Consider the following 20995-nt stretch of genomic DNA (forward strand, 5'->3'; position numbering starts at 1 on the left):
CCCTCCCCCTCTTACTCACCGCTTGCTCTAAAATTCAAAATCCCAATCGACGCCCTGTGCTTGAATAAGGGCTACCTCACGGGTCAATTCAAAGTCTTGCAGGAGGCGCTGCGGATCTTCCATCACCTGCTGCAACAAGCTTTTGAAGTCACTCACAAACTGTTCCATCGTATCTCTTCGGAACAGATCACTGCGGTAATCCAGCTTACATATAAGTCTGTCGAAAACGGGATAAGCCGCCAGATGAAGATCAAGTTTAGCCGTATTGTTTTGCAGTGGATAGTTTTTGACGATCATGTCCTCAAGCTCTAGTTCCCCTTCCGGATTGTCCATGTTTTGTAGGACGAAAATCGTATCGAAAAGGGGTTGACGACCTGTATTTGGCTCAAGACCAAGAGTCTGGACAAACAGATCAATCGGGTAATCCGCTTGTTCAAAAGAGGCTAGCGTATGCTCGCGGACCTCCGCAAGAAACTCGCGATAGGTTTTCTCGCCTTTTGGATAATTGCGGAGGGGAATGGTATTGATAAACATCCCAATGACTTCATCAAACTCTGCAAATTTACGCCCAGCTACAGGAGTTCCGACAACGATATCCTCCTGGCCGCTGTATTTTGCAAGCAATATGTTGTAAACCGACAACAGCACCATGTAAAGTGTCGTATGTTCCTGCGTTGCCAGCTCCTGCAACCGCTGCCTCTCCTCTACCGATATCTCGAACTCAATCGTTTCACCAGGATACGTAAGAGATTCTGGTCTTTCGTAATCAGTCGGAATCGATAGAAGTGGAGCGGGGCTGGTAAACAAGTCTGCCCAATAGTCAGCTTGAAGCTCCCCTGACTCAAGTGCAGATTCCTGCCAAACAGCAAACTCTTTTTGCTGAACTTCCAATGCAGGAAGTGTCACGCCTGCATAGAGACGAACAAAGTCCTCTACGAGAATATCCATGGATACACCGTCTGAAACGATATGATGCATATCGAACAACAACAGATGCTTTTCTGGTGCAATCCTGATTAGCCCCGCGCGCAGCAAAGGTGCTTGACGCAAGTCGAATGGCCGTACAAACGTTGCCAGGCTGGCCTCCAACTGCTCTTCACTTGCTTCGCTCACTTCCAAACGGAAGACTAACGAATCATGTACAATTTGAACGACTTGCCCATCTCTATAATCAAACGAGGTACGAAGAGATTCATGGCGGTCAAGTAATCCTTGAAACGCATGTTCTACCTTTTCACGGCTCAACTCGCCCTCGATGAAACGGGCAGCCGTAATGTGAAGGCTTGTGTCAGCCGGGTTCAACTGCTGAAGAATAAAGAACTTTCGCTGGGCAGCCGTAACAGGATAGTACGATCTGGCTTCGACTGAGAATCGTCTTTTCATAATCGTCTTGTCTGATCCATCAATCACGTTGCCAAGCTCCTGAATTGTTGGGTGATTAAACATCGTTCGCAGTGGAAGCTGTACGCCAAACTGCTGTGCAACCTGCGCAGCCACCGCGTTGATTTTTAACGAGTGCCCCCCTAGAGCGAAGAAATTGTCCCGAGTGCTGATTGTGTTTGGATCGAGCTGTAACACATGCGCCCAGATGTGTATGAGAGCTTTTTCCGTCTCGGTTGTCGCTGACACCAAAATAGATGTGTCTATGCGATCCTGTATGCCAGGCTTCGGCAAAGCCCCTCTATCCACTTTTCCGTTAGGCGTAAGTGGTAATACGTTTTGTTTTACATAGTGCATCGGCACCATGTATTCCGGAAGCACAGTAAGCAGATACTCACGTACATCTCGTGCGGAAAATTCCTCTTGGGGAACGACATAGGCACATAAGTACTTTGCACCCGTTTCCTCTGAAAGCGCCAAGACCACTGCATCCTTAACCGCTGGATGTCTGCGCATCACCTGTTCAATCTCACTCAATTCGATTCGGTAACCCCGAATCTTGACTTGATTGTCCATTCTCCCGAAGTACTCAATATATCCGTCCTCCGTGATCCGGCCTACATCACCCGTTCGGTAGAGGACTTGGTAGTCTGGGTCATCTATCCAACTGGCATACGGATTTGCTACAAAGACTTTTTGCGTTCGTTCGTCATCTTTGTAGTAGCCGTAACCAACCCCCGGACCGGCCACACCTATTTCTCCTTTTACGCCTCGCGGGCAGATACACTGATTTTGATCGAGTATGTAAATATGAGTGTTCTGGATCGGTATGCCGATGGGAACCACAATCTGCTGATCACTGGGCATTTCCCGAATAATGTGGTGCGTAATATCATCAGATGCTTCCGTTGGCCCGTACATATTCACCAAAGGAATTTCTGAATAGCTGGCAAACCAGCGTCGCACCAGAGGAGCAGGCAACTCCTCTCCTGTCACGGCCATCCACCGCAGATCAGGGAAGCTACGTTCGGAGTTGGGCCATTCTTGAACGAGATCAAGCAGTACGGAGAGCAGAGACGGTACCACTTCAGCGACGGTAACGTGGTTGGAACGGAGTACGTTATGAAGAGCCTGCGTATCCATTACCGTCTCTGTATCGATCACCAGCACAGAGCCACCCACTAGCAGAACAGCCAGGTATTGCCAAACGGATATGTCGAAGCAAAGCGAAGCCGTTTGTGTGACAAGATCATCCTCGCAGAGGGACAGATCGTTGATTTTAGCGAAAATGTGGTTAATCATTCCGCGATGGTGCACCATTACGCCTTTCGGTTGTCCAGTCGTACCCGATGTGAAGATGATATATGCCAAGTCTGTTCCCGCACTCTCCCGATCGATGTCCTCTCCCGAAAGTGACTCTATTAATTGATCAGATTGACCAAAAACATAGAAATACTTCAGTTCAGGTGAGGATGCTCGAATCGGCTCCAACCCATCTAGCAAGTCAGGCTGAGTGATTAACCCTGCAATCTCGCTCTTCTGCACGATATACAGGATCCGATGCTGCGGATAGTCTGGATCAATCGGTACGTAGGCTCCTCCTGCCTTGAACACGGCAAGAGTCGCAACAAGCGTATCCACGTTACGCTTCATATAGATACCGATTTTCGTGCCAGGTCGTAATCCTTGCTGGATAAAATGGCGCGCAAGTCGGTTGGCTCGCTCGTTTAATTCCTGATAGGTTAACGTTGATTTACCGTCTGTCACCGCTTTGCGATGAGGCGTCTTTTTTACCTGCTCCTCAAAGAGGCGATCAAAGCTCTGATCGCGTGGAAAATCAATCCGGTTGTCGTTGAATGAAAGAACTAGCTCCCGTACCTCTGCCTCAGATAAGCACGCGATCTCCGCGATCTTCTGATCTGGTAGGGTTACGATAACCTGATAGATACGGACCAAATGCTCTATCATCCGTTCCATCATGGGGAGTTGGTATCTTTGCCCGACGTAACGCACAAGTAATTCGAGCGAGTTCCCCTTTTTAGAAAAGAGGAGCTGCAACTCACTCGAGACCTGCTCCAGGCTGTCCTGATCATGAAGAACGTCCAACAAGCAAGTCGCCTCAAAGAACGGTGTGCTGTTCCCCTGCTGTGGTACTTGCAGTTCCTCGATCAACCGCAAGATTGGGTAGTTCTGATGTTCCACAGCGGCCTTTAAGGTCTGCCGAACTTCTTGCAGCAGCTCCTTGATGCTCCATTCCGGGAGTACCTGATGACGCAGAGGCAGCACTTTATTCAAGAACTCACCCGGCTCTGTTTGACGAAAGATAGCCGTTCCAACGCATATGTCCTGATGTCCCGTGTATTTGGACAACAGGATGCCAAATCCACTCAGCAAAGCCATGAACAAACGTTGATCCGAACCATTGCTCAAATGAATCAGCGCCTTGCTCAGTTCGTCCGGAAACACGATGGTCATCTCACGAAGCTCAGACTGACGCTGAAACGAGGCCCGAGAGTCTGTTGGAAGGTCGAGTGAATGAAACTCTCGAGAGAGGTTCTCCATCCAATAGTCTTTTTCGCGATCAAACTGCCCACTGGCCAGCAAGATGTTTTGTGCCGTTATCGTTGTCAAGCCAATCCCTCTTTTCTGTCCGTCATGTATTTCTTAAAAAGCAAAGTCATCGTCGTCCACTTGTCCCTGTGCTACTTGTACTACTCCATGACCGATCTGAAGTTGTCCGATGGTTCGGTTCGGGTGGGCTACCATTTGCTCCAGAAGAATGACAAAGTCTTGAGCCATCCTCTCGATTGTTCTTCTTTGATACAAGTTCGTGTTGTATTGCCAATGCATGCATAGGTGATCCTCAGCTTTAACCACTTCCAAAGCTAGATCGAGCATGGCAGCTTTGCGTCTGAACTCGTACGGTGCAAACTCGATTTGATCGAGGCTGACTTTTTGCTGCTCCGCTGCATGATGCAGGGTCAGCATGGCGTCAAACAACGGGTTCCTTGCTGGATCCCGAGTCAATTGAATCTGGCTTACGAGTTGATCGAATGGATAGTCTCCATGCTCAAAACCGCTAAGCACGTTTTGGCGTACCTGCCCGATATACTCTTCGACGGTCAATTCTTTCTTCGGCCAGTTTCGCAAGGCCAAGGTGTTAACAAACATTCCGACAACAGGGGCAAACTCCGCACGTTGTCTACCATCCATGTCGCAGCCTACGACGATGTCTTCCTGATTGCTGTATTTCGATAACAAAACAGAATAGACGGCCAACAGAAGCATGTAGAGCGTCGTAGAACTCTGACGGGTAAACGCGTCGAGCTTTTCCACCCATTCTCTAGACAGCTCAGTCAACAACTCGTCTCCATCAAATGTCATGGTTTGTGGGCGAGGATAATCGGTCGGGATTGCCAGCGGTTGCGGCTGCTTGGAAAATGCCTCCAACCAGTAGGCTTCATGCTCGGCCCAACCGATTTCGGCAGCTTGTTCTGATTGCCACCAAGCGAATTCCTTGGCTTGTACCGACAATTCCGGCAACACCTGTCCTTGGTAGAGATAACAAAATTCCTCAAGCAAGATGGACTTGGAAATGCCATCTGAAATGATATGATGCATGTCGAAAATCAACAGATGATCTTCTGATGAGAGCTTAATTAAGCCGATACGAAGTAAGGGAGCTTGCTTTAAATCGAATGGCCTAAAAAAGCTTTCGATTGTCTTTTCCACAGCTTCCTCGTCTGCTTCCCATATCTCGATTTCTACAGACAAGTCACTGTGTACTTTTTGCCTCACCTGACCTTCCAGCAGATGAAACGAAGTTCGCAGGGCTTCATGTCGTGCGACGAGTTGATCTGCAACGTCTTGGAGACGCCCTGAATCAAGGGAACCGGTGATCCGCATAACTCCCGGTGTATGATAGCTGGTAGCATCTTCTTCCAACTGCCACAACAGGTAAAGCCGCTCTTGGGCACGTGTGACAGGGTAATATTCCTGATTAGAAAGCATGACTATCGGTTTTTGCTCCATCTCTTGGAGGTTGCCTGTGATCCGATTCGCCAAACCACGAATCGTTGGAGCATCAAACAGGTCACGCATGGAAAGCTTCACTTGAAAGTCACTTTCAATCCTGGATAAAAGCTGAATGGCCTTGAGCGAATGTCCTCCCTGTCCGACAAAGTGATCAAGTACACCAGGGGATGGAAGCTGTAAGACATCCGCCCACAACTCAGCCAGCTTTTGTTCGATAGGATTTGCTGGAGGTACGTATTCACTACTAGCACTTGGCTTTACAGCAGGCAAAGCTTTACGATCGATCTTTCCATGCGGGGTAAGCGGCATCTCCGACAATTCCATAAAGTAACTCGGGATCATATATTCAGGGAGCCACTCCTGCAGGTGCGCGCGAAGCTCATCCGGCTGAACACCGTCCATTTGCACAACATAGTAGCAAGCCAGCTCGGTTAGCCCCATTTGATCAGCCATAGCCAAAACAGCTACTTGATTTACAGCGGGATGCTGAAGGACGGCGCGTTCAACTTCTTTTAGTTCCACACGATAGCCGCGCACTTGAACCTGATCGTCCATCCGCCCCAGATATTCAAAAACTCCCGTTTCACTGAGCAAACCGACATCTCCAGTACGGTAAAGGCGCTCGCCGGTAATGGGATGATACGTAAAAGCTTTCTCAGTCAAATCAGGCTTGCCTAAATATCCATCGGTGATGCCAATTCCTCCGATACAAATCTCGCCCTTGACATCAGGGGGACAAATTCCCCCCGTCTGACCAAGGATGAACATATGCGTATTGGCAATAGGAACACCAATAGGAATTCTGAGTGTTTCTTCAGCAGGCTGTTCTGTGCAAAGAAAGACGGAAGCGTATATCGCTGATTCTGTCATCCCGTAAATATTCGCGATTCGCGCAACACGGAACAGTCGATTCCATTCGCGAACCAGATTAGCGGTCAGTGCTTCTCCTCCATTAAATACCCACTTCAAATTGGGCAATGGATCTGGCTCCTTACGAGAATGCACATGCGCCAGAAACACATTCATCATCGCTGGAACGAACTGCGTGACTGTGATGCGTTGCTCCCGGAGCCAGTCATACAACGCTCCCGGATCTTTTCCGTCTTCCTCTTTCAAAATAGACAGCTTTGATCCAACTATCAGCGGCCAAAACAATTCCCACACCGAATCCGTAAAAGAAATCGAGGTTTTTTGGGCAACAACGTCTGTCTCGCTTAACGGAAAAGTCTCCTCCAGCCAAAACAACGTATTCAAGACCTGTTTGTGCGTAATCATGACGCCCTTCGGTGCACCGGTCGAACCAGATGTGTAGATGACATACGCAACATCATCCTCTGAACCTGCCGGAGCTATCGCCTCATCCTTTTGGCGGCAAATGTCGGACGCTGTATAGACCTTGTATCCTTCGTGCTGGAAGGAAGTCTCGTCCAAACAAATGATCGTTTCGATGCTGTCAGGTAGATCCGGTATAATTTCATCCAGATAGATGGATTCTGTTACAAGCACCTTGCAGCGGCTATCCTGCAAAAGATACCGAATTCTAGCTCGGGGATAATGCGGATCAACCGGGACGTATCCCCCACCCGCTTGGAGGATGGCAAGAACTCCCGCTACCATACGGGAGCTCCTGTCTGCGAGAATTCCTACGAGTTGCGAAGGAACCACACCCGCATCTTTTAAGATACGGGCTAGCTGGTTTGCTTCCGCGTGTAGTTCTGCGTATGTTCTTTCTCGATCCGCCTCTACCACAGCGACTCTATCAGGCGTTTTTTCTGCTTGCCGGACGAACAGTTCAGCGATTGTCACTTTGTTGCGATAAGGTTTGTCTGTCTGATTGACTCGAGTTAACAAGTTCGCTTCATCATCAGTGAGCAGGTTAAACTCATTCAGATCCAGATCGAGCTGCATACGTCCATTCATTGCGACTCTTCCCCTTTTTAGGTGGTGGTGAAAAATTCCCGCAAACGGTTAATTCCCTCGTTATACTTCGCGGCAGAGTACGAGAGGCGCAGTGTGTTCGGGATGCCGAAGTCAGAACCCGGTACAGTCGCCACATGTGTAGCTTCGAAAATTTGTGTAGCCAACTCAAGCGAGGTGCTGATGCCTTTTCTCTTCATAAAGGCTTCGCAATCAAGCGTGAAGTAGAAGCTGCCTCTCGCTGGCAGAGCACGGACATCGGGTACATTTTGGAAAGCGTCTATCGTGTAGTCCCGACGACCTTTATACAGTTGGACTAAATGATCAACTTCATGCTGGTAATCAAGCGCAGCCATTGCCCCGAATTGTACGACCGGGTCAGCTGTGAGCAGTGTGTGGTGCTGAATGACCGTCAGTGGTTGCACCAGCTCATCTGGTACGATCGCGTATCCGACACGTCTGCTATACATCCGATACGCTTTGGAAAACGCATCCGTTGTGATGAAGGTAGACTTGGTATTTTTCAGCTGCATCACGGATTCGCACTCGTCATCGAAGTAAGTGTTCGCATAAATCTCGTCATTGATAATAGCCGCACGGCCGTCTACGATGCTGTCGATCGTATACAATTCCTCTCTTGTAAGAATATTTCCCAACGGGTTACCTGGCGTGTTGATCACGACCACTTTCGTCTTGTCTGTGAAATTCTCTTTGAAAGAATCCACATCAAGTCTCAATGTATCCATATCAATTTTGTAGTAACGAACTTTCGCACCGACTAAGAGCGCGCAGAAATGGTAAAGCGAGTAGTACGGAAGTGGCAGCAACACTTCATCACCCTCTTTAAGCAAGAGGTAGAACAGGTTACGGAAGAGTGTGCTGGTACCGACACTGATCACGAAATTTTCCGGCTTGATTGTCACATCGTATTTTGTTTGATAGTGGGTCGCGAGCTTATCTTTCAGCTCAGGCAGACCACCTGGATATACGAGCGAATATTTTTCAAAGCTGTTCAACGCCTGTTGCATGGAATTGATAATTTCTGGATGCAGCGGCATTTCTGACTTCCCAAGAGTCATGCGGATCGCTTCTCCACCGTTTCTCTCAAGCTCATTTGCCATCTGGTCCAGTACAAACATCAAAAAGCGCTCGTCGTGAAAATTAATTGAGGATCTGATTTCCATATTCTCCTACCCCTTTTACTTTATTTTGGATTTTTCTGCTAACATTTTTAGGATTTTCACATAGCGATCCGAAAGCGATTCAACATATGCCGTCTGAAGCATAGCTGGATCAAAGGTAAAAACGACATGGATACCTTCCGAAGTTTCTGCTACTTGGAGAACTAATGGGCTTCCGGCCATCTCTGGCTCGACTGATCGTTTGACTTCACGTTTCCAAACAGTTGACTGAGCTTTGAACGGAATCGTCTGGTTGACAAAAAGTGTCGGCCATTCCATGTTCGTCGTCGCTTGCCAGTGCTCTGACGGATACAACGCGAGCCCTTGCATCCGGGCATGTATTTGCTTCGTTTGATCCAATAATTGTGAAAACGAACTGATCGCCTGCATATCGATCGTGAGCGGTACGATGTTGTCAAAGTTGCCAAGCGTATGTTCCAGCACATCTTGTTTCCGATTCGTCGTTACTACCCCAAGCGTCAAACTAGACAATTGGGTGACCTGTCGAAGCAACAGCAGGTAGGAGGCAAGTAAGATGTCGCCCAGCTCCTGATTGGACTGAGCAGCTACATGCAGTAAATCAGCGTGACTCATCGGGTCGATATACTGCTCGACTTGTCGCTTTGCTACCCCTCCTGTACCAAAGGGTTGAGCAGAATGTAGATTTGCTGCTGCCAACCACTCGTGGCGCTCGGCCTCGAGATGTCCGTAATAAAGCATTTTTTTCTGCCAAACAGCGAATGCTTCTTCGTAGTGAGGCTGTTCTTCCGTAGAAGGTTCATGCCCTTCTTCAATCGTCTGATACAGAGCCTCCCATTCCTCCAGAAGAAGTCCGATGCCTCGCCAATCACTAATGGAGCTGTGTAGACTTCCAATCAACCGATAGTGATCAGTTGCCAACTTTATCAGTTCAAATCGAGCCAAACTTCCTGCATGATGCTCAAACGGTCTCTTCTGCTCGGCAATTAATCGATCCCGCAACCATACCGTTGCCTCTGCCTCGCTTTTCTCCTGTAAATCCCAAAACGCAAGCGGAATCGGTTCGGATAAGCCTAGTGGCAACAGCTGTGGAAAACGTCGCACGAGAGCTTGCCATGCTTGCTGCATATATGACGGTTCGATTCTGCTTCGAAGCTCGATGTCAAAACATCTGACAGCCACAATCCCCTCTTCTTGTTCCTGCTTCAGCAAACGTTCCTGAACGAAGGAATAGATGGGCGTAGCTTCCGAATGAAACTCGCCTAGAATCGGCTTAGGTCTTTCGGCGGCTGATTTCCCGTCGGTTAAAAGTAGGTAGGGGGCATCTGTCAGGAGCAGATTACGTCCTGCCCGGTCTGCAAAAGAAACGGGGATATCACACGCAATCAGTGTATCGATCCGTTCAGTCAGATTCGCTACCCTGTCCTCTATTTGGTAAACACCACAACCATTTTTCATGAGCGCCCGTTGTTCTTGCGAGTGTTCCATAAGAGGCTCGACTAATTGGATACTGCTCTCACTCGCTTTGCCCAGTGTGATGATACTCGCTTGCGATTGCCGATCCAGATATTTCTCGTGAACACGGTAGCCTAGGAATGTAAAGAACGACAGTGCCTGATTAGCATCTGGCGTAAGCAAACGGACAACAGACCGCTGATCGCTGCTTTGCCATTCGTCAAGCTTCATATCCTCGCTCTCTACAAGTTCAATCAAGCCTACCGATTCCAGAAAGAGAAAGGCAACGAGTCTATGATTGAAAAGCACCGCTGGCTTAGGAGCGCTGACCAAATCGTATTTGAATCCAGAATCAACTAACCTTTTCAAAAAATGATTAATATTGGAAATAGAATAACATAGATGGTATGGTCCCGTCCCCTTCTCTTCCAACAAACGAACGCAAGGTGAGGTTTCATCGACTGGCGCAATCAGCTCGATTGGTACACTTCCCGGTTTCATGCACATCGAGAGATACACGTTCTGTTCTGGATCTTGCAGGGAATCGCTCGCATCAAACCCGAGAGTGCCATACATGATTTGAGCCGGACCCAGTTCTGGAACGGCAATTCCGACATGATGAAGGCGGTTCATCACGCTCTCTTTTTCTGTTTGGTGATGTACGATGTCAACATCATCCAATCGCTGCTTCGGTTGCTTCAGAAGCGCTGCGAGTACACGCAAATAGTTGTCAGCAAAGCCTTCCATAGTCTCCGCTTTAAACAACTGGGTATCGTATTCCAGCACGCATCTGAATTGATCAGCGAGTGGTGTAATATCCAGCTTAAAGTCAAGCTTCGATGTTTTGGATTCGTGCGGAACCTCTTCAAACTGCACGTCACCCAATGTAAACCTGACTTCTTGCTCCCGTTGGTTATGGAAGATCAGCATCGTATCAAACAATGGATTTTGCGTTTGCTGGATGCCTGCAGCGCTACGAGCAACGATTTCTTCAAACGGATACTCCTGATGTTCGTAGGCCAGGAACAGACTGCGCTGAACCTTTTGTACAAAATCGGTATACACGAGTTCGGCACGAGGACGATTGCGAATCGGAAGGAAGTTGATAAAGACACCGACGATTCGTTCCAAATCGGGGTGGTTTCGTCCAGCTACCAGTGAACCGACAACGAAATCTTCCTGAGACGTGTATTTCATCAACAACACGTAATATGCCGACATCAAAACAGCATGGACAGTCACTTCGTTCTGCTTGGCAAACGCGTGCAAATCACCGTACGTAGAATCAGTAATGAAGAACGTATGGTGATCGCCCTGGAATGTCTTAACAGCGGGACGCGGGTAATCCAGTGGAAAAGCCATAAGCGGGACTCGGTCGCTAAAGGTGTCCACCCAATATTTTTCCTGCTGATTCCACTGCTCGCTCCCCCGCTTCTGCCACTGCCAGTCGGCGTAGTCCTTGTATTGAATAGGCAGTGCAGGCAGCTCTTCACCCACGTACACTCTAGCGAAGTCTTCCATTAATACATTCAGTGAAATGCCATCCAAAATAATATGATGAGAGTTGAACAGCAGGTAATGCTGAGTGGCTGTGACCTCGACTAGGCAAACCTGAAGGAGAGGGGCTTTCGTCAAATCAAAAGATTGCCGGAAGTCCTCCATTACTTCGTCCAATGTCCTGCCATCGCTATGCATCGTTTGGATCTCAAATGGCACATGGTCGCTGATGTACTGATACACTTCCCCATCCTGCACTGTAAACGAAGTACGGAATGCTTCATGCCTTTGGATGATTTCCTTAAATACACGTTTCACTCGACTTACATCCAAATGACCGTTTACCGCGATTACACCCGACATGTTGTAGCTGGTGCTTTCCCCTTCTATTCCATGCATCACGAAAATTCGTTTCTGGGAAGAAGAAGCCCTGTATCTCTCAGCTTGACTGACCCGATCAATCGGCGTGTAAGATATCGCCTGTCTACCTCTGATGCGATCAGCCAATTGTCGAATGGTCGGGTTCTGGAATACATCCTTGATTGTGATGTCCGTTTTTCTCTCTTTTTGCAATCTGGTCACTAGTTGAGCAGCCTTCAGCGAGTGGCCTCCTAGCGAGAAAAAATGATCGTGCACGCTTACTTTTTCGACTGCCAAAAGTTCTCGCCATATTTGTGCCAATTGCTGCTCAAGTTCATCTGCCGGGGCCTCTTCCTTTCCCGAGCGATACTGCGTGTAATCCAGACGTTGCAAGGCAGTCTTGTCTACTTTTCCACTCTGAGTCCGAGGCAAGGCATCAAGATGGACGAAAAAGGCAGGTAGCATGTAGTCAGGCAGATAAGTCAGCACTGCTTCTCTCAGAACGTGTTCCTCAATCGGATGCATCGCGGCCAAGCATGCAACCAGATAAGGATCGCGCTTTGACTCCTGAATAGCCACTACCGCTGCTTCCCGGACACCAGGCTGACGGCGCAGGACAGCTTCAATTTCCTCCAATTCAACGCGGTTGCCACGAATCTTGATTTGGAAATCCTTGCGGCCAAAATATTGCAGATGTCCTTCATCCGTCCAGCAAGCCAAGTCTCCTGTACGATAAAGCCTGCCATACGGGGTCAGGATATAGGACGCTCTGGTTTTTTCCTCGTCAGCGATGTAACCTTCCGTTACTCCCATCCCGCCAACGTACATTTCCCCTATTACCCCTTTGGGCAACAGGTGAAAATCTTGGTCCAGAAGAAAAACACGAACGTTGTAACTCGGATGTCCAATCGGAAGCGGGTTTTCAAAAGGCCCTTGTCGCGGTACACAATACCCGGATGCCGAGATACTATTTTCCGTCGGACCATACAAGTTGTACATCTGCGCTTGAGGTAAAAGGGCTGTATGTCGTTCCACTAACGAAGAAGATAACATCTCTCCTGTACACAACACTTTTTGAATCGAATCCAGCGATCCATCAGCCGCGTGGTCAAGCAAAGCGTGATACATCGTAGGGACGACGAGTATCGCGTTTGCTTGTTGGCTCTCGATGGCAGCCGCAAGCTTTTGCGGGGATTTGTTTTCATGTCGCTGCAACAAGCAAAGGGTCCCACCGCTGATGAGTGTGCAGAAAATCTCGACAACCGATGCGTCAAAAGTCAATGTGGCGATCTGCAACGTTCTCGTCTGCTCTCCGAACCCAACAAATTCAATGTGCCACCAAAGAGCGTTGATTAATTGATCATGCTTTACACGCACACCTTTTGGCGTACCTGTTGAACCAGAAGTAAAGATGGCATATGCGGTACTCGAAGGCGTCGCTTTTCGCTGTGGTATTTGTGTTAATTCCTGTGCCCAGCAAGCTGGTTCATCCAGACGAAACACCCTTGTTTGCAAGTCAGCAACGAGTTCCAGATAGCTGCCCTCTGTCACGATCAGACTAGGCTGAATCTGGCTTACGATCTGTTCAATTCGCGCTTTCGGCAAGTCTGGATCAAGTGGGACATAGTAACACCCAGCTTTGAGGATAGCTAGCAGTGCAGTAATCATTTCAGGGGAACGATCACACATGATAACTATCGGTCTACCTGCATCTGTCACCTCCTTTTGCAGAGCGCAAGACAGGCGATTGGCTTGCTCTTGTAGCTCCTTGTAAGTCACTGTCTGCTTTCCTTGTACAAGCGCAACTGCATCCGGTGTTTTTTCTGCCGCTTGATCAATCAACTCGTGCACGCAGTAGTTACTCGGAACTGGTACGACTTTCATCTGTTCCTCAATCATCTCGTGCCGCTCATGATCACTGAGCAAGGTAAGGTCACGAATTTCTTGATCTGGATCAGCCGCAATCTGCTCGAGAAGGCTCTGATAGTGAAGCGCCAGGCGTTCGATTTCCTTTGCTTGAAACTTCCATGCCTGGTAGTTGACATGGACTGTCCATTCATCACCTGGTGTTACTTCCAGCACCAATGGATAGTCGGTTGTTTCATGTGAAGTAATATTTTCTAGCTCGAAATCAAGTTCCAATCCAGCCAGCGTCTTGTCGATCGGATAGTTTTGGAAAACGAACAAACTATGCGTCAAAGGGGTTTGTACGTCCATCTCTGAGCAGTTTTTCAACTCAACTGCTGGCACGTACAAGTGCGGGGCCATCTGGTGCTGCTCTTCCATCATGACACCCAGCAGATCTTTGACTGTTGTCGTTTCTGTCCGTTTGACCCGGAGCGGATACGTCTTGATGAAGAGGCCGACGATTTCCTCTACTCCGGTGAGATGGGCAGGACGTCCGGCGTAGGCCACTTCAAAAAGAGCATCCCGCGTATCGCTGTATTTTTGCAGCAAAATACCCCATGCGGCTTGCAACAATGTGCTGATTGTCACGCGGTAACGCTTGGATGTTTCCTCTAGTGTCTCCGTCAGCGTTCGACTAAGCTGAAGATGATAAGAAGAATACTTCCGCTCTTCGTTACGATCCCGCATATAGGGAAGCGGTGTAGGCGAGTTAATTCCTTGTAAGGAATCTTTCCAATACGATAAGGAATGTTCTTTCGATGCTTCTTTGAGAAAACGCAGATACTCCTTATATTTCGCCTTTTGTTTGATTGCAGGGGACAGCCCCGAGCATAATTGTCCATATGCCGTAAATATCTCTCTTAGGAGAATGCCAGAGCTCCATCCGTCCATGAGAATGTGATGAAATGACCATATGACTTCATAACGATACAACTCCATCCTTACTACTTGGATGCGAATGGTATTGCCCAACTCAAGCGTGAAAGGTGTTTGCTTGTCCTGTGACAGCAAGGCAGACAGTTTTCTTTCACGCGCTCCGGACGGTAACTCGCTCCAATCGAAATAAGGAATCTCCAATGTCTTTTGCTTGAGAATGAGCTGGACAGGGGCTTGAAGCCCCTCCCAGCGAAAAACCGTACGAAGCATTTCATTGGCCTCAAACGCCATCGAAACAGCCTGCGTAAACAACTCCAGCTGAAACTTGCCACGAAGGGTTAGTCGATGCTGTTCGAAATACAGATTGGAATCCTTTTGGAGTCGATAGTAAAACAGCATACCCTCCTGCGTTGGACTTAACGGCAAAATGTCAGCTATATTGTTTTTGTCGATCTTGTTCATCACAATTTTTCTCTCCTGACTCCCTTACCGAACAGCTTCACTCGGCAGGTTTTCCACGATCTCCCCATCTGCATTCACGTACGGCAAGCCATTATGTTCGAAAACATGGTCGAGGCAGTACATCTCTCCCTGTTTGTAGTCCAAAATCATCAGGTCTTCTGAACGGGTTGGGATTAATTCCTTCAACCGCTCTGGAAGATAGTCTGGTCCGACCGCTTGATGCCATTTCAAAACAATTTTTTCTGGGCGCTCGGCTGTCGGATAAAAGCCACAAATCTCTAGTTTTCCAAAGTCGTGCGAAGTAAGAAGTACCCCTTTTTTCTCCAAGCCACCCAGATTGCGTTTGGACTCGGCCACATTCCGGAACGCCTCGTCCAGTGGAATGGCATACTGCTCGACTCCCCTAACTGGCATAAACACCGTCAAATAATACGAAATGATTCGATTATCCAAAAACTTGCGCTGCAAGTCGATCAAGGTCTCGACAGAATCGTTCACGCCACGAATGATAGCAGGCTGTCCGCGAATCTGGACACCGACGGATAGCAGTGCTTGCGTTGCTTGGATCGAAACGTCACTGATTTCCCCAGGATGGTTGAACTGGGAAATTACACTTACCTGCTTACCGGGCGTCTGTCTTACTTGGTCAAAAAACGCCAGCAGCTCTCCATCAAGAAAACGAGCAGGGTCATAGGCCAAAGCCTTGGTTGCAAAGCGAACGAGTCGAATACTCTTCACACTCAATAGCGTGCTGATCAGCTTGATTAAGTCAGAAGTTTTACGGAAGGAAGCAGGGTCTCCACCGGTAAAGAGGACATTATCGATGTACGGATGGGCTTCCAAATACTGCACTGCCCTTTCTGCCTTGTCCATAATATTGGTGTATCCAATATCTTCATGGCGGATTTCGTTCACTTTGTAGCAGAACTGGCAGTTGGCAATACAAAAGTCGTCGATGTGAAGCAATAATGTCTTTTTGTACTTGTGTTGCAGGAATGCTGTTTCATCCTGACGATACGACTTGTTTCCATACGGATCAAAACGGCCTTTATAGGGTTTCACTCCCGGTGGAGGAAGCACGATATTGATCATCTGGGTACGATAAGGCTCTGATTGACTTGCTATCAACTCGGCATAATAGCGAGTCACCTTGAATGGCATATAAGACTGCTCCAGCAATGCACCGCGTTCTTCCTTTTCTGCTTCTGTAAAGCCGACAATTGTTGCGAACTCCTCAAACCCCTTTTTTCCCATTAGTACCTTGACACTCAATGTAATCCCTCCTGTCATTCATTAAACACTCGTCATTTTTGGCTTCTCGGAAAACTTGGTCAAGCATGAGATTCGCTTCTTAACCAAACAGCAAATCCAGCTCTTTTTGCGTCAATTCCACCTCTTCAAAATCCGATGGCGTAAATTCAGGGACCTCCTGATGGCAGCAATGATCAATGAGCTGCTCCAATTCATTGATAAACAACGTAAGTACCTTCTCCATGGTCTCCTCGCTATACTTGCGCAAGCTGTACGTAACAGAAACCTGAAGTTCTCCTTGGCGAATGAGAGCAGCCACGTCAAGCAATGCTGTCAAATGATTACCCACTCCGGCATCAACCGCCAAGTTTCCTCCCATGAGAACCAGCTCATCACTCAGTTGATTATCCACGGATCCCAGATAATTGAATCGAACATGGGATTTTTCCACTGCCGCGAGCAAATCAGGTTTTAGCCAGCCAAACCCAAGCCCCCCCATCGGAATCTGGCGCAACTTCTCCTTTACCCCTTTTAGGTGATCGGTCCGATTGGATGGATTCGTTTCAAACAAAACAGGATACATGCTAGTAAACCATCCTACTGTTCTGGTTACGTTCATCGTGTGAATAGAAGACTCACGCCCATGCGACTCCATTACCAGCAAGAGACGCTCCCTATCAAACACATCACTCAGTGTCCGAGTAAGTGCTGCAACCAATAGGTCTTGGGGACCCGTATTAAACATTCGGTTGGCCGTTGTCAACAGTCGCGACGTCATCTCGGCTGAAAGTGTGCGAGTAGATGTAGCGCTGTATTCTACCAAGTCTTCGCCAAAATCGAAGTCAGTCGGTAGCTGGTCTTCCGGGATGGAAAACATGTCCCAATATGCTTTTTCTTTGCTTGCTTGAGTCGACTGGTAATAGGCGGAGACTTCCTTGATCCACGCTTGCATCGAATGCGTTTTATCTGGTAAAACAATCGGCTCATTACGTTTCAGACTGGTCAAGGCGCTCATCAAATCTTCCAGGAGAATCCTCCAGGAGACGCCGTCCACAACAAGATGATGGGCCGTCAGAAACAATCGCTGAGGTCGATCCGGTCCCAATTCAAAGAGACAACCGGTAAACAGTATTGATTCTTCCAACTTGAAGCTAACAGCACAATCTCTCATCGCCTCAAGCATTCTTCTCTCCTGTTCTTCTTGCGGTACGGAAGAAAGGTCAACGTAAGATACTGACACTCGATTGGTTAGGTGGCGCTCATTGTAAAAGAGCTTCCCCTCTTTTGCCGAGTAATTGAGTCGCAAACAATCGTGATGACTAACCAGTGCTGACAGACTCGCCTCAAACTCCTCCAGCGTTACTTTTTCCTTGCTTTCGAGGAGCAACGACTGGTTCCAATGATCAGCATTGCGGAACTGTTGTGACAAAAACCAAGAAACAATGGGAGATGAAGGCAACTCGCCCGTACACGGCTCTTGTGGGATCTGTTCCACTCCCCAACTCCAGTCACTTCTCGCTTTTAGTTCTGCAATCGTGTCATAAATCAAGATGTCTCTAACCGGAATCTTGATTCCCCGCTGATGCAAGCGATAAGAAACCTGAATCGCTTTGATCGAGTCCCCCCCTAGCTGGGAAAACGGGTCCTGTAAACCAAATGGTGAATGACCGAGCACGTCCTCATACACTTCAACCAATAGCTTGTCAAACTCGTCACGAGGACTTGTTTCATCCTCCGCACCTTTTCGCTCCATGACAGGTTCGGGAAGCTGTTTTCGATCAACTTTGCCATTTGAGGTCAGCGGAAATTGTTCAAGCTGTACGATTTGTGAAGGGATCATGTAAGCGGGCAATCGACTTGCCAGTTCTTCGCGGAGCTCTTTTTCCCGGAAAGATGTTTCCGTGATCAAATAAGCACAAAGGTACTTACGCCCCCACGTATCCATGCGATCAATCACCACTGCCTCACGCACAGAAGCATGACCAAGTAGCTGCTGTTCAATTTCACCCAACTCAATGCGGTATCCATGAATCTTCACCTGATAGTCAGCTCGCCCCAAATACTCCATGACTCCATTGGGACGATAGCGAACCAGATCGCCTGTCTTGTACATCACTTTCCTTGGCCGAAACGGATCGGGTAGGAAACGCTCTTGGGTCAATTCCTCGCGGTTAAGATACCCCCGTGCCACACTATCTCCTGAGATGAATAGCTCTCCTGTCGATCCGATTGGGATTGGCTTCCCATATGAATCCAAAATATAGAGCTGCACGTTACTAATAGGATGTCCAATCGGTACAGATCCTTCGACATCGGTCACTGGATCGTATTGATAGATCATGCATCCGACTACTGTCTCGGTAGGGCCATACTCATTGAGAATTTCGATTTGTCCGTTCCATTTCGCATGAATGGCCTCAGCCAGACTCACCTTCAAGTCTTCGCCGCCCACTATCACTCTCTTTACCGTAGTAGAAGGCAGAGCGATCTCTTGCAGCAAAAACAGATGGGCAGGTGTCAGCTTTACAACATGAGAGCGTCCGTCACTAAAGATGCGCGATAACACAAACTCTGAATCGGAGTGAGGATAAATAACCATCCGATTTCCCTTTACCAGCGGGCAGAAAATGGACGTAACCGTCAAATCAAATGCCAGTGAGGAATACAGAGCAAACGCTTCTTCAGGACAAGAGAGATAGCGGTCTTTCGCCCACGAAATATAGTTGACCAACCCTCGATGAGTAACCATGACTCCCTTCGGATTTCCAGTAGAACCTGATGTATAAATGACATAAGCCAAATCATCTGGCTGATTGACCGATTCCAGGATTGCCCCATCATTTCGATACAAGGACGAATCACCGAGCTCCAGAATTGATTTGGACCACGAAATATCCTCTGATCGCGACGTGTGACGAAGCAACAGATCCGCTCTAGAATCAGACAGCAGGTATTCAATACGCTGTGAAGGGAGCTGAGGATCAATCGGAAGGTATGCCCCGCCAGCTTTTAGAACAGCCAACAGTCCGATGATCATCTCTGGCGAATGATCTGCTAGCAACGCCACAATTACGCCAGGACCAACTCCTCGGTTTCGCAACGACTGAGCGAGTCGATTCACTTGATCCTGCAGTTCCTGGAATGTCAGCGTGCGCCCCTCTGACTCCAATGCAATTCCTTGTGGCGAGCGCATTACCTGCTCTTCAAACAACTGGACAACCGTCTTCTCGCTGGGATAGGAAGCTGCAGTATCGTTCCATGTATTGAGCTGTAGCGCCAGCTCTTCGTCAGCAAGGAAGTTCAGATTGGATAGCGGTCCTTCTGGATTCGAGATCATCTGATTGAGAAGCCGCACGAGATGATCAGCTATTCGGTCAATATCTTCTTCCGTGTACTCGGCGATCTTATAATCCAATTCCAGCGTCAATTGTTCATCTGTAGCCCACTCCCTGATAATGACTTGGAGCGAATACAACTGGTGTCCGTTGTAAAACTCCTCATTCGTCACGGGGTATCCGCCAAGGGTGAAGGGCAGCTGCGTGCTGTAATAATTCACACAAATCTGAAACAGGCTGTCATAGCCATGTTTCTTCAATTCCAACTCTTGAGCCAGCAAATCGTACGGATATTTCTGATGAAAAAAACAGGAAGTCAATTCCCTGTTGACATATTTAACATAATCGAAGGCATCCATTTCCATCGGAACTGCCAGACGAAAAGGCATGGTGCTGGTAAACATCCCGAATATTTTGCGCTCCACTTTGCCTGAACGGTTTAACAGCGGCGTACCGATCACGATTTCTTCTTGCCTCGTACAACGCTGAAGGTAAAGACTGACGAGAGCTACAAACACGGAATTTAGCGAGCATTTCATCTGTTCCGCAAACTGGCGTATTCTTGTCGAATCTTCCTTGTTAAATGCATAGACTTTGCGCTTGCCTTCGGTAGTATCTGTTGCCTTTTGTAAGGTCGTGATTACGGGCAAGCTCTGAAACTTGTCCCGCCAGTAGCGCTTGTCCTTTTCAAATCTCTCAGACTGAGCATAGGCATGCTCCCTGTCGACAAAAGCTTGATAAGCGTGTTCATCTCCTACATGAACGGTACCGCCTGCCAACAACGTGTCATAATAGTGAGCAATTTGTTCTGTCATGATTGAGATGGACCAGCCATCAGCAATCAAATGGTGCAGCTTTACAAAATACCCTGCTTCCTCGTCACTCAGTTGGATCAGACAAAAGTAGAACAGAGGCTCTTGTCCGATTGAAAACGGCTTTGTAAACAAAGCTTGCAGGACTTGTCTGCACCGATCAGGGGCATTCGGTTCCTGACTGAAATCAAACACCTGCAATGGCTGCGGTTCGTACTCTCCAACAAACTGAAGGACTGTCTCTTCCTCCTGATAGTTGAGTCGCAAGGTATCGTTCTTTTGAATGAACAGGTGAATGGCCGCTTCCAGTACATCCAGCTTCACCTTTCCTTGAACTCGCACCATCCCCCCTAACGTATGGATAGGAAGCTGTGGATGTAATTTTTCCGTATACCAGATACGCTTTTGTGGATGACTTAAAGGATAACCGACCTTCCATTGCTTCTTATCCTGGCGCAAAGAATATCCCCCTTTCTGAATTGTGTAGATGTAATCACAACTCAGGCATGGTAAAAAATCAAATCGGTTACAAATACTTCCAGTTTCA

Annotated in this window: 6 protein-coding genes; all 6 read right to left on the reverse strand. The window is 48.0% G+C overall.

Features of this window, described 5'->3' with window-relative positions:
* Window positions 1-27: 27 nt before the first annotated feature.
* Window positions 28-4011, reverse strand: a complete 3984-nt coding sequence (gene edeK / locus HP570_RS01145) for an edeine non-ribosomal peptide synthetase EdeK (RefSeq protein ID WP_173624659.1) — start codon at window positions 4009-4011, stop codon at window positions 28-30.
* Window positions 4012-4044: 33 nt separating this feature from the next.
* On the reverse strand, window positions 4045-7335 hold the full coding sequence (gene edeL, locus HP570_RS01150) for an edeine non-ribosomal peptide synthetase EdeL (RefSeq protein ID WP_173624660.1): 3291 nt from the start codon (window positions 7333-7335) through the stop codon (window positions 4045-4047).
* Window positions 7336-7352: 17 nt separating this feature from the next.
* The gene (locus tag HP570_RS01155; protein ID WP_015891491.1) at window positions 7353-8516 is read right to left on the reverse strand and encodes a pyridoxal phosphate-dependent aminotransferase; all 1164 of its coding nucleotides are present in this window, start codon (window positions 8514-8516) and stop codon (window positions 7353-7355) included.
* Window positions 8517-8531: 15 nt separating this feature from the next.
* Complete coding sequence (gene edeN / locus HP570_RS01160) at window positions 8532-15050, reverse strand: edeine non-ribosomal peptide synthetase EdeN (protein ID WP_173625118.1); 6519 nt, start codon at window positions 15048-15050, stop codon at window positions 8532-8534.
* 24 nt (window positions 15051-15074) lie between these two features.
* Complete coding sequence (locus HP570_RS01165) at window positions 15075-16322, reverse strand: lysine 2,3-aminomutase (RefSeq protein ID WP_041749467.1); 1248 nt, start codon at window positions 16320-16322, stop codon at window positions 15075-15077.
* Between the two features lie 79 nt (window positions 16323-16401).
* Window positions 16402-20907, reverse strand: a complete 4506-nt coding sequence (gene edeP, locus HP570_RS01170; protein WP_173624661.1) for an edeine non-ribosomal peptide synthetase EdeP — start codon at window positions 20905-20907, stop codon at window positions 16402-16404.
* Window positions 20908-20995: the final 88 nt, after the last annotated feature.

This window comes from Brevibacillus sp. RS1.1 (assembly GCF_013284365.1).
In the GTDB taxonomy this organism is placed as follows: domain Bacteria; phylum Bacillota; class Bacilli; order Brevibacillales; family Brevibacillaceae; genus Brevibacillus; species Brevibacillus brevis_D.

Excerpts from the sequence above, each read along its gene's own strand:
- edeL (WP_173624660.1), bottom strand. The coding sequence starts at position 7,335 with ATGAATGGACGTATGCAGCTCGATCTGGATCTGAATGAGTTTAACCTG.
- HP570_RS01155 (WP_015891491.1), bottom strand. The coding sequence starts at position 8,516 with ATGGAAATCAGATCCTCAATTAATTTTCACGACGAGCGCTTTTTGATG.
- edeN (WP_173625118.1), bottom strand. The coding sequence starts at position 15,050 with ATGAACAAGATCGACAAAAACAATATAGCTGACATTTTGCCGTTAAGT.